This window comes from Bacillus paramycoides (assembly GCF_038971285.1).
Lineage (GTDB): Bacteria > Bacillota > Bacilli > Bacillales > Bacillaceae_G > Bacillus_A.
The window spans coordinates 5,052,692-5,064,652 of the sequence record NZ_CP152427.1; the positions used below are offsets into that span (position 1 = coordinate 5,052,692).

The following is an 11,961-nucleotide window of genomic DNA, read 5'->3' on the forward strand; positions in this document are numbered from 1 at the left end:
ACAATCGCCCCTTTTGTAATATTGGTCTTACCACTTGGACATATTGTTTATTATCCCATTTTGTTTATTGTTTGTCATTATAAAGTGAAACTTTACTTCCTATTTATAAAAAAATGCACACACTCTATTCCCTTAAAATAGTTGCATATACTTGCAACTGACACGGAGGTAGAAAAGAGTGTATGCCCAGATTAGGGAAAGGCAATATGTATTAAAACATTATTTGCCTTAATGTCGTATTCGACTCATTATATTATAAACGTTTTCAAATAAGGAAATATTAAATTTAACCATATATATGAATATTTTACCTATATTCTTCGTTTTTCTTTATTTTTCTTCTATTTTCTCAATAAATCGAAATAAAAAAATAAAAATACAAAAAAAGAACTAAGGTTTACACCTTAGTTCCTCTCACTTTATCGCAAAGCACGCTTTGGTAATTTATCAATATTCTCTAACATAATGCCTGTACCAACCGCAACGCAGTGCATTGGGTTTTCAGCAATTAATACTGGTACTTTTAGTTCTTCTGCTAGAAGCATGTCGATACCGTGTAGTAAAGCTCCACCGCCTGTTAGAATAACACCGCGGTCGATGATGTCCGCAGATAATTCTGGTGGTGTGCGCTCTAGTACGCCTTTTGCAGCTTGTACAATAACAGCTGCATTTTCTTTTAATGCTTCTGTAATTTCTTCAGAGCATACTGTAATTGTGCGTGGTAAGCCTGTTACCATGTCACGTCCACGAATTTCAAGCTCTTCGCTACGTGCACCTGGGAATACTGTACCAACTTTAATTTTAATATCTTCTGAAGTACGTTCTCCGATTAATAGCTTATACTTACGTTTAATGTAGTTTAAGATCTCCATATCAAACTTATCGCCAGCCATTTTGATAGAGGAAGAGGTAACAATATCACCCATAGATAGTACAGCGATATCTGTTGTACCTCCACCAATATCAACAACCATGTTACCGCTTGGTTGGAAGATTTCCATACCAGCACCAACTGCGGCTACTTTTGGTTCTTCTTCTAAGAATACTGTTTTACCACCTGAACGTTCAGCAGCCTCACGAATTGCTTTTTGTTCTACTGATGTGATATTTGTTGGACAACAAATTAAAATGCGAGGTTTTGAAAAGAAGCTCTTTACGTCCAATTTGTTAATGAAATACTTTAACATTGCTTCTGTAATTTCGAAATCTGCGATTACACCATCTTTAAGTGGACGAATTGCTACAATATTACCAGGCGTACGTCCCACCATACTTCTTGCTTCTTCACCTACTGCTAATACTTTACCTGTGTTACGATCAATAGCAACAACAGATGGCTCATTTAATACAATACCTTTACCTTTAACATGGATTAATACGTTAGCCGTACCTAGGTCAATTCCGATATCTCGCGCAAACATTCCCGTTTTTTCCTCCTCGATATTCAAAATCAGGTTACACCCGAATTCTTTTACACCTAATTTCTGATTTTATCATAAATTTAACAGAAACGTAATATTCACAAAAAGAATTCTTCTGAAAAATATTACCGAATTGAAACGGGATGTTTACGATCGCATATTTATTGACGTACCGGCTTTTCTACATCTTCTTTTCTATACTTTTGCTTTGTTGCTTCTCCGCCTCTTAAATGACGAATAGACTTATGATAATCAAGAATTTCTTTCACTTCATTTGCGAGCTCTGGATTAATCTCTGGTAGACGTTCCGTTAAATCTTTATGGACTGTACTCTTTGATACCCCAAATTCCTTTGCAATGACACGCACTGTCTTTCTTGTCTCCACGATATACTTACCAATCTTGATAGTTCTCTCTTTGATGTAATCGTGCACACCACTCGCCTCCCTAATTTGGATGTGAGAAGGGTGAAATGAGCCTCGCTGCATACGACTAAGAAGTAAGTGTGAGTGCTGTTTGTAAGCGTTAAACATTCTTGGATTTATAATGAAATGATTCACGATTTCTCACCTCAAACACTCTCTTTGCTTTGGTTTATACCATTGTATTGCCCGCACTACTGATATATGCTACATGTTCACTATTTTTGCGGACTAAGTTAAGAAAAATTACATTTTTTGTGAGAAATACGTTAACAGTGACTATTTTGGCGAAAAAAATGACACCTTATATATAAGGTGTCATTCTTCTCGTTCAAACTCTTCTTCTAATAATTGATGGTGGGGAACCTCTTTCTTACTGGCAATGTAATAATATAAAGTGAATAAAACAAACAATAAAATAATAGCAGTCGACAGAACAAACAAAAATGACACAGTATCCCCTCCCTTTTGTAATATATATTCGAGAATCTCGTCATTTTTCCTTGTTATTGCAACTTTTTTCTCGAAATTGAGTATTTTCATATAAAAATAAAAAAATCAGCTCTCCTAGTGGGAACTGATTTTTTCACTTTCTTATTCTTGTGAAGAAGAACTGTTAGATGATTCTGTAGAACCATTTGTTGATTTTTCTTCTTTCTTCGGTTCTTCTTTTTTGTCACTAGTCGAACCGCTTGTTGATTTCTCTTCTTTTTGAGACTTGTCTTCTGTTTTACTTTCTGGTGTCGTGCTCGTTGACTTCTCTTCTTTTTGAGATTTGTCTTCAGCTTTTTTACCAGAAGCGTTCGTTGCCTTTGCAACACCTGCATCAGCTTTAATTTCTGCTACTGACTTATTTAAGTAGCGCTCAGGGTTCACAGCCACATTGTCTTTACGTACTTCAAAGTGAACATGAGAACCTGCTTCTTTATTCATTGCACTTAGACCGGATTTTCCTAATACTTCACCTTGTACAACTCGTGCACCTTTTTCTACTTTTACACTGCCTAAGCTTTGATAAGAAGCTGCTACACCATTTCCGCTATCAACTGTTACAACATAACCAAGAAGTGAATCTTTTTCAGCTTTCGTTACTGTACCACTTAAAGCAGCTGTAACATTGAATTCTTTTCCATTCTTCGCAGCAATGTCAATTCCTTTGTTTGGGGAATATGTGTTGTTATAAAAGACAAGTGCTTTTTCTTGTTCCGCCTCAGTTGCTGCATCTTCATAGAATTTCTTCTGTACGACTACTTCCACACTCGCGGCAGCTGGCATTTTCACTACTTCTGAAGATTTCGTTACTGGTACTGCTGGATCTTCCGATTGTGTATACGGTGTTGCTTGATCTTGGTTCGGAGTCTTCTTCGGATTAGCTCCTTGGAACCATAACGCAACCATTAAGATTACTGCTGCACAAGCAATGTATAGTGCCGGAAACACCCATCTTTTTTGAAATAAATGTACTACCTTTTGCGACTTTTTATTATTTCTTCCTCGCATTCCATCATCACCTCAGCAATCATTTTGAACAATATTCACGTATCCTATACAACCTATAACTAATTACTTTTCGACAAAATCTGTAAAAATATGTATAGTAATTGTAAAATTTCCGAGGAAATGATTGAAAAAAGAAAAAACTGAGCGTTTCAGCTCAGTTTTTAGTCCAATTGTTTCTTTTTATATACGATTAAACATGCAATAAGTGAAATAATAAGCCACACTCCAACATTTAGCATATGTCCACTAATACTACTAAACCCAGCACCCTCCACTAAGCTTTTAATTGCTTTTTCAAGATGAGATGTTGGAAGATAACTAATCATTGTCTTAATCATTTTATTTTCAACCATTGGTTCAAATTGTACAGCTAAATACATCGTCATTAATATCGGCATTCCAATTAGTGATGTTTGCGGGACAGACTCAGCTAGTAATCCAATCACTGTTCCAATTAAGATAAATAGAATTGTTCCACATAAGAAAATAAGTGCTAGCAATAAGAGATTTCCACTTAATTGATCTAGAATGAATAAGTTTACAATGGAAATACCTAATGTTAAACATGCTGTTAATATACTTTTACCAAGAAGGACTTCAACAGAAGAAGCCGGTGATAGCATTAACACACGTAACGTATGTTTTTCTTTCTCTTCTGCAATTACCATTGATTGAACAAACCCTGCAACAAATAGAAAGGACATTAAAGTAATGATGCCAACTCCTGCCTGTCCTTCTCCAAATCGACTAAATATAAATGCAAATATAATTGGTAAAGATGCCATTAACAAAACTTGTGAATTTGTCTTAAAATCCTGTACTTCTTTTCTAAAAATAGCTGATACACGTCTCATTGAAAATGTCATTATAATCCCCTCCCAGTAACTTCAATAAAGATATCACCTAACGTTGGCTCATAAGAATGAATGGATAATAGTTCTCCTTTTTTCATCCACTCTGAAATGCGTTTTGCACCTAATTCATCTTTTTGTACCGTTTCTTTCTTCTTATCCTTTAAAACGACTTGTATTTGATCTTTCGCGTATTGTAAGCGAAGGTTCTCCGGTGTATCAAGCGCTACAATTTCTCCGCCACACAGAAAGGCAATGCGGTTACAAAGCGTTTCTGCTTCGTCCATGTTGTGCGTCGTTAAGAAAATCGTCGTTCCTTCTATATTTAAGTCTTTTAAGATTTTATGAATGTTTTGTACGTTAACTGGGTCGAGTGCCGATGTTGGTTCGTCTAAAAAGAGGATATCTGGTTTATGAAGAATTGCTCTTGCTAGTGTAACGCGTTGCTTCATTCCTTTTGATAGTTTCTTTACCAATGTTTTTTTATCATCTAATAGATTCACTTGTGCTAACACTTCATCGATTCGTTCTTTTTTACAATCGTATAAGTCACAAAATAGTAGTAAGTTATCATAAATGCTAAGTCTCTCATATAAACCGCTGTTGTCTGTTAAAATACCAATTCGTTTGTAATCGATGCTGTTTGGTCCTGTAATATCTCTGCCTAGTACCCTTACCGTTCCAACACTATGAAGTAGTTGAGAAGTTAAAATCTTTACTGTTGTTGTTTTACCAGATCCACTCGGTCCGAGGAACCCAAAAATCTCTCCTTGCTTCACTTCAATATTTACATTTCGAAGTGCCGTTTTTTCGTTGAAACTTTTCATTACATCTTTCATTTCAATTGCCAATGTCATCTCGTCATCCCCTTTGTTTTTTCTTTTATAGATGAAAGTCGCTTTAGCGCTTTTCGTTTGTTTGTTTCGCTTTTCTTGACTCAATCATATGAAAAACAAAGAGTTTACGCAGTAAAATACCGGTAAAAGGAGTATTTTTACCGGTGAATGAATCGTTTTTTGAGCTTATTAGAACAATTTTTATAGCCCAATCACACCTTTTAATTCATCCATTCGCCCTTTTGAAAGCGGGATTGAACTTTTTCTTTCGTCATCCAAAATTAAACTAAAACTATTACGAGTCCACGTAATCACTTCTCGTACTCTTTGTAAATTCACAAGGTACGAGCGATGACATCTAAAGAACCCGAAACCTGTTAATCTCGCTTCTAGTTCACTTAATGTTAATGCACATACGAAATCACCTTCGCGCACATGAATATGTGTCACTCCGTTTTGCGTTTCAATGAAATGAATTTCCATCGGATCAAGTAAAATGATTTTATCGTTTACTTTCGCTGGAATTCTTTCAAGTTTCATTTGCGGAATCATTTGAACAACCTTTTCTTCATCCACCTCTTCAATTTCTTCTTGTTCGATTTCTATTTTTTTCACACCATCATTGTTTAATATGTATACATCTTCTGTTAACGAAAGGGCGTCCGATAGAAACGATGACGTAATGAAAATCGCTTTTCCTTGCTCTTTCATTTTCATAATTGCTTTTCGAATAATAATCGTACTCTCTGTATCTACATTTTGCTCCGGCTCTTCCAAAATAACTAAGTCTGGATTATGAATCATAACACGCCCAATATGAAGGCGACGTTTCTCTGAAAATGATAATTTTTCTATTTTAACGTTTAACTTATCTAAAAGGCCGACATATTGTATAACTTCTTCCGTACTCATATTCGATTCATAAAGCCCTATTAAAAACTTAAAATATTCCTTTACCTTCAAACGATCATATGCCTCATCTTTCAAAAAACAAAAGCCGATGCGAGAATAATTTCTCTTTCCGATCGATTCTCCCTCAAATAGCACGTTGCCAGTTGAAGCTTCTTCCTCACCAATAATAATGCGATGCAACACTTTAGCTGTATGGTTATTACATTGCAAAACAACACATTGTCCTTGTTCCACCTTCAGTTCAACTGCTGGTAACTGGTTCGTCTTCCCTAATTGTCTCAACTCCAATAACGCCATTTTGTCTCCCCCAAATGCTTTTTATCCTATTATACCAAACAATTAATGGAAAATTATGATATTTAATACAGCATTTTAACGTATTATAAAACTATGAAAACATAAAAAGAGTGAAAACGAGGTAAAAGCTCCTCTATGTCTTCTCACCGCCGAACATTGAGGGTTTTCAAATATACTTATCACACTTTAAAGTATATCTACGATTCGACAAAAATAACTTATCTACCAAAAAAAGAAAAACCGTCCCAATATACCTCTTGGGACGGTCTATTCTGCACACTACTTCTTCACCATTAACTTTCCTTCATAATCATTCATCGTCTTTATTTCAACGCCTTTATAGTAATGAGCGACGATATCTGTATATTTCTTACCTTCCGCTGCCATGCCGTTCGCTCCGTATTGGCTCATACCGACGCCGTGGCCGAAGCCTTTCGTTGTAACGACGATTTTATCTCCCTCTTGCTTCCAAGTGAAGTCAGAAGAGCGTAACTCTAATTTGTCACGCACATCTCTTCCGGTTAATGTTTTCCCTTGAAATGCTACGTCTTTTACACGTTTTCCTTCTGTACGCCCTTTAATATCACCAACTTTTCCGTCTGCTAGCACTTTCACACCGAGACGTTTTTGAAAGTCAGCTACGGTAAAGGTTTGCTCGCTCGTAAATTTCGGAGAAGTTTGATCCCACGGACTATCTACGCTCTTTAAGTACGGATAATCATTTCCCCAGTAATCAGCCGCATTTTCTGTCCGGCCATTACTCGTTGAGAAGAAGGATGCTGAGATTGGTTTTCCATCATACGTTAAAACTTGTCCTGCGGTTTTCGAAACAGCTTCTTCAATTTTTTTCAAGTTATTTTCGTAGTTATTGCCCCATTGTTTCTTCAATTCTTCTTTACTTTTGTACACTTGATCTTTCACCGTATCTGTCACGTCCGCATTGTTTTTCTTACCTCCGCTTAGCATACGCTGGACTACAAATGTTCTCGCTGCTAATGCCTGCGCCTTTAGCGCCTCTATTTCAAAACTGGCATTCATCTCAGAAGCTACTACACCGGTCACATACTCCTCCATAGGTAATGTTTCTACCTTCTTCTGTTTCTCGCGATATACAGCCACTTGAACCGCTGTATCCACTTTCCCTGGAGCTGGTATACTTTCTATCGCTGGAGGAGTTTTAGAAGCTGCTTCTTCCCCTATTTTTGCTTTCGCAAACGGAATAACAAGAGCAGCAGGTACAATGATAACGAGCGCTATAAGAAGCGCTACTGTAATAAAAAGTGGCTTTGAAAATTTCATCTTATTTCCCCCAATATAAAAAAGCTTTACTCCATTCATTCTTATGGAACAACTCTTTCTTTTAGAACATACTTAAGGGGACCTGTATAAAGTGAAACTTTAATCAGTGGGGGGTTTTCTTCATCCCCACTGATTATTAGTTGAACCAATCGGACTTTTATGGGCAGTTGATCCCCCACCTAACTTCTTTGCTTTCGCTGAATTTTGAGGTGGGGGTCTTACTGCCCATTAAAGTGGGATAAAATGAAAATTTTCTAAATTTTTTCACTGGTACGTGCATAAGTATAGAATTTCTTGACTATAACAGTAATAACCCAAAAAAATAGCCCCTACGTCAACAGACGTAGAGACTATTTCAATTAAGCGTGAAGATCAGAAACTTCTTGTTCTTTCACTTCTTCTACTTTTTCGTTTACACGTTCAATAGTTGCACCTAATGCAGCTAATTTCTTATGGAAATCTACATAACCACGGTCAAGATGCTTTAACTCAGTTACACGAGTGTAACCTTCTGATACTAAACCAGCTAAGATTAATGCAGCTGCAGCACGTAAGTCAGTTGCGCCTACTTCAGCACCTTGCAAGCTGTTTGGACCGTTCATAATAACAGAACGACCTTCGATTTTAATATCAGCATTCATACGACGGAATTCTTCAACGTGCATAAAGCGGTTTTCGAATACCGTTTCTGTAATCATACTTGTTCCATCAGCTTGTAGTAATAATGCCATCATTTGTGATTGCATGTCTGTTGGGAAACCTGGATGAGGCATAGTTTTAATATCAACCGCTTTTAACTTATCTGGGCCGATAACACGTACACCTTCGTTTTCCTCAATAATTTTAACACCCATTTCTTCCATCTTCGCTGTAATTGAGCGTAAATGTTCAGGTACAGCATTTTCAATTAAGATGTCTCCACCAGTAATTGCTGCTGCAACCATGAATGTTCCCGCTTCAATACGGTCAGGAATAATAGAGTGGTTCGCACCATATAATTTATCAACGCCTTCGATACGAATCGTTCCAGTTCCAGCTCCGCGTACTTTCGCTCCCATCGCATTTAAGAAGTTAGCTAAGTCAACGATTTCTGGTTCTTTCGCTGCGTTTTCAAGGATTGTTGTCCCTTTTGCTAATGTAGCTGCAGACATAATGTTTTCTGTCGCGCCCACGCTTGGGAAGTCTAAATAAATTTTAGCTCCTTTTAGTTCTCCCTCAACGTATGCCTCAACAAAACCGTTACCAACCTGTACTTTTGCTCCCATTGCTTCGAAGCCTTTTAAATGTTGGTCAATTGGACGTGAACCAATTGCACATCCACCAGGAAGTGCAATACGAGCACGACCATTACGCGCAAGTAATGGTCCCATTACTTGAACAGATGCACGCATTTTACGTACATATTCAAATGGTGCCTCAATGTTTAGCTCTTTAGAAGCATCGATTGTTACTTGGTTATTTTCAAATACGACTTCAGCATTTAAATGACGTAATACCTCATTAATTGTGTATACATCAGACAAAACTGGTACTTCAGATAGTACATTCTTTCCATCACTCGCTAATAGGGCTGCAGCGATTATAGGTAATACAGCATTTTTTGCGCCCTCAACACGCACTGTGCCGTTTAACCGCTTTCCGCCACGGACGATGATCTTTTCCAAATTATTCCCCTCCGTGTCCTTTTTTCAGTATCTATTCACTCAATACTCAGAAGTTATGATCGGTGTGCCAACCACAATTGTATCTTTGTTGTCTGTAGAACGCATTGCTATTTGCACATTTATTTTCTCTCTATTTGTTGAAAGAGCGTCATCCCACTTTTTATTGTATGCGGAGACTGACACAAATGCTCTTTCTTCTATCTGTTCGATCGCTCTTGCTGAAAGATCTTTCAAAACCTGATTGGTTTTATTTTGCAAAACACCTTCAATCTTATCATTCAGTACACCTTGAACACAAGTGTAAATTATAGGTTTTTCACTAAAAATTTTATTTGTTTTCTGAATGTACTTTGGGTCCCATTTCGCCCCGCTCACTTCAAAAATAATGAAAGTGTTTTCTTTAGTATTTTTCTTACTCCAAGTTACTACTACTCGTTCTTCATGAGAAGAGAACTTTTTATAAGATGTAGCTTTATATCCATCTGGAGATTGCTCTAATTCCCATTTTTGAATATTTGCCTTGTCCTTCACATCGTTTAACAACTTTTGAAACGTATGTATATTAGAAATTGTTTTTGTTTCTCGCGCTAACCATGACCATTTCTCTACTTTAGCATCATTTTTCTCTAAGGATGCAATCATGCTCTCTATTTTCTGTTCATCGCTGATCGGTTTCATCTCTCTATATCCAACCAAAAATAAAACAACACTCAATGCAACAATAAGAATGGCTTTAAGCTTCAATTTCATCCCCTCCTATCCCCATTGTTAACGGAGATATGAGGTTCTATACACTTACTTTACTAAATACGTTAAACTCTTTGAATAGCCTAAATAATCAAGGAAAAAGTTACTTACAGATGTCCCAATTGCAATTGTAATTAGGATGAGTAATACTCTCGTCTGAATTACCTTTCCAGGCTTCATTAAACGCTCAATGTGGATACCTTGTAAGGCCCACCACGTAATGGTAATAAACAATAAATGCGAAACAATGGCAATCAGTGCTTGTTGCCCTAAAAGATGTGCCAAAAAATCGACCCCTTTTTACCTAGCTACTACCTATAGAATACTATAAAAACGATACCATAATAAGTAGGAGCCACACTTTTTCAAATACAAATAAGCATCTTACATTTCACATCATAATTTTCTCTAAAAAAACGTATACCTATATGCATTTTCATTTGTAGTTCACACAAAATAAAAAGCGCAGAGTAACGACTCCACACCTTTTATTTTCACTATTGTACCATGTTCCCTAGAAAGAAGAAATCTTTCATTAATGGAAAATATTCATAAAAGAAATTGTATCCAATCATCGGCATAATCCCTAGTATTACAATAGAAATTGCACAAAGACTCATTACAATCTTTATATTAAATGGCAAATGAATCTTCTCTTCTACTTCTCCCGTTCTGAAAAACATTTGCTGTAAAATACGGAAATAATATACGAATGAAATGACTGTCGTTCCCATCATAATAGAAGCTAGTACGTAATGAGCTGGCTCTACATGAAGTGCACCTAAAAAGATGTTAATTTTCCCGATGAAACCAGCTGTTCCTGGTATCCCGGCCAACGATAAAATAAAAATCGTCATTACAATCGCTGTGAATGGCGACCTTTTATATAATCCAGTGAAAATGGTGATATTTTCTTTGTCGCTTTGTAAGATTAAGCCGTGGATAATCGCAAATGAGCCTATATTCATCAGCATATACGCAAGCATGTAAAACCACATGCTATCCATCGTAAATGGCGATAATGCGACAAGCGGAACGAGTAAATACCCCGCATGTGCGATTCCCGAATAGGCAAATAGGCGTTTTACGTTATATTGCTTTAATGCGACTACGTTTCCGATAATCATCGTAATACTCGCCAATGCAGCAATGTATATGCTCATACGTCCGTATAAAGATTGCACGTCTCCTTGCACTGATACACTTGCAAAAACCATGAGGAACAGACGAATAATGAGTAGGAACCCTGCAATTTTAGAAATCGTCCCTAGAAAGGCGGTAACAGGTGTAGCCGCTCCCTCATACACATCTGGTGCCCACATGTGAAACGGTACTGTTGCAATTTTAAACGAGAGTCCAACGAGTAATAGTAGAAATGCGAGAGCTAACAATAACTGAATACCACCTGCAAGCTCCCCTGCGAATACTTTTTGCATATCCACGATATTGGTTGACCCTGTAATACCGTACAAATAACTCATTCCAAAGAGCGTAATGGCCGTTCCGATTCCTCCATTAATGACATATTTCATGGCCGCCTCATTTGATGCACGGTTCTTTTTTCGTATTCCTACTAAAATGTACGAAGAAAGTGAAAGCAATTCTAAGCCGACGAAAAGTGTAATGAAATCAACGCTAGAAGACATAAACATAGCCCCAAGAAGTGCCATTAAAAATAAGTAATAATATTCTCCCTTATCTTCAATTGGATTCTTCTTATCATCGCTCATTGCGGTGCATAAAATGAGAGCAGCTCCGCCTAATAACAACGTTTTAAACCCTTTTGAAAACCCATCTAACACAAACGATCCGTTTAAAATATCTCCCGCTGGTTCACCGTATAGCGTAATTAATGAGACGATTGCTAATACGATAGCTGCGATTGCGCTCAGCGCTACATATCTATGGTTCAGCTTAAAAAACAAATCACATATGGAAAGAAGGATGGCAGCTCCGAGAATAATGAATTCTGGCACCATGAGATGCCAAGATAAGCTAAGTAACGTATTCAT

At 37.0% G+C, this 11,961-nt stretch carries 12 protein-coding genes; all 12 read right to left on the reverse strand.

Features of this window, described 5'->3' with window-relative positions:
• Positions 1 to 419 precede the first annotated feature (419 nt).
• Positions 420 to 1,421 (reverse strand): rod shape-determining protein, encoded by a 1,002-nt coding sequence (locus AAG068_RS26330; RefSeq protein ID WP_000457984.1) that lies wholly within the window; start codon positions 1,419 to 1,421, stop codon positions 420 to 422.
• 161 nt (positions 1,422 to 1,582) lie between these two features.
• Positions 1,583 to 1,855, reverse strand: coding sequence for a sporulation transcriptional regulator SpoIIID (spoIIID, locus tag AAG068_RS26335; protein ID WP_000544012.1), 273 nt, complete (start codon positions 1,853 to 1,855; stop codon positions 1,583 to 1,585).
• 306 nt (positions 1,856 to 2,161) lie between these two features.
• On the reverse strand, positions 2,162 to 2,296 hold the full coding sequence (locus AAG068_RS26340; protein ID WP_000008905.1) for a hypothetical protein: 135 nt from the start codon (positions 2,294 to 2,296) through the stop codon (positions 2,162 to 2,164).
• A 141-nt stretch (positions 2,297 to 2,437) separates the two neighbouring features.
• A complete protein-coding gene (locus AAG068_RS26345; protein WP_342716413.1) occupies positions 2,438 to 3,343 on the reverse strand; it encodes a M23 family metallopeptidase in 906 nt (301 codons plus the stop codon).
• Between the two features lie 161 nt (positions 3,344 to 3,504).
• The gene (locus AAG068_RS26350) at positions 3,505 to 4,209 is read right to left on the reverse strand and encodes an ABC transporter permease (protein ID WP_061680835.1); all 705 of its coding nucleotides are present in this window, start codon (positions 4,207 to 4,209) and stop codon (positions 3,505 to 3,507) included.
• Complete coding sequence (locus tag AAG068_RS26355; protein ID WP_342716414.1) at positions 4,209 to 5,051, reverse strand: ABC transporter ATP-binding protein; 843 nt, start codon at positions 5,049 to 5,051, stop codon at positions 4,209 to 4,211. Before AAG068_RS26355 ends, AAG068_RS26350 begins: the two co-directional genes overlap by 1 nt.
• A 180-nt stretch (positions 5,052 to 5,231) precedes the next feature.
• A complete protein-coding gene (locus AAG068_RS26360; protein WP_342716415.1) occupies positions 5,232 to 6,239 on the reverse strand; it encodes a LytTR family transcriptional regulator DNA-binding domain-containing protein in 1,008 nt (335 codons plus the stop codon).
• A 279-nt stretch (positions 6,240 to 6,518) separates the two neighbouring features.
• Complete coding sequence (spoIID, locus tag AAG068_RS26365) at positions 6,519 to 7,538, reverse strand: stage II sporulation protein D (protein WP_342716416.1); 1,020 nt, start codon at positions 7,536 to 7,538, stop codon at positions 6,519 to 6,521.
• 359 nt (positions 7,539 to 7,897) lie between these two features.
• The gene (gene murA, locus AAG068_RS26370; protein WP_000411264.1) at positions 7,898 to 9,202 is read right to left on the reverse strand and encodes a UDP-N-acetylglucosamine 1-carboxyvinyltransferase; all 1,305 of its coding nucleotides are present in this window, start codon (positions 9,200 to 9,202) and stop codon (positions 7,898 to 7,900) included.
• A gap of 39 nt (positions 9,203 to 9,241) precedes the next feature.
• On the reverse strand, positions 9,242 to 9,946 hold the full coding sequence (locus AAG068_RS26375; RefSeq protein WP_428845979.1) for a YwmB family TATA-box binding protein: 705 nt from the start codon (positions 9,944 to 9,946) through the stop codon (positions 9,242 to 9,244).
• Between the two features lie 51 nt (positions 9,947 to 9,997).
• Positions 9,998 to 10,234, reverse strand: coding sequence for a DUF1146 family protein (locus AAG068_RS26380; protein WP_229134070.1), 237 nt, complete (start codon positions 10,232 to 10,234; stop codon positions 9,998 to 10,000).
• Positions 10,235 to 10,446: 212 nt separating this feature from the next.
• The gene (gene nuoN / locus AAG068_RS26385) at positions 10,447 to 11,961 is read right to left on the reverse strand and encodes an NADH-quinone oxidoreductase subunit NuoN (protein ID WP_342719821.1); all 1,515 of its coding nucleotides are present in this window, start codon (positions 11,959 to 11,961) and stop codon (positions 10,447 to 10,449) included.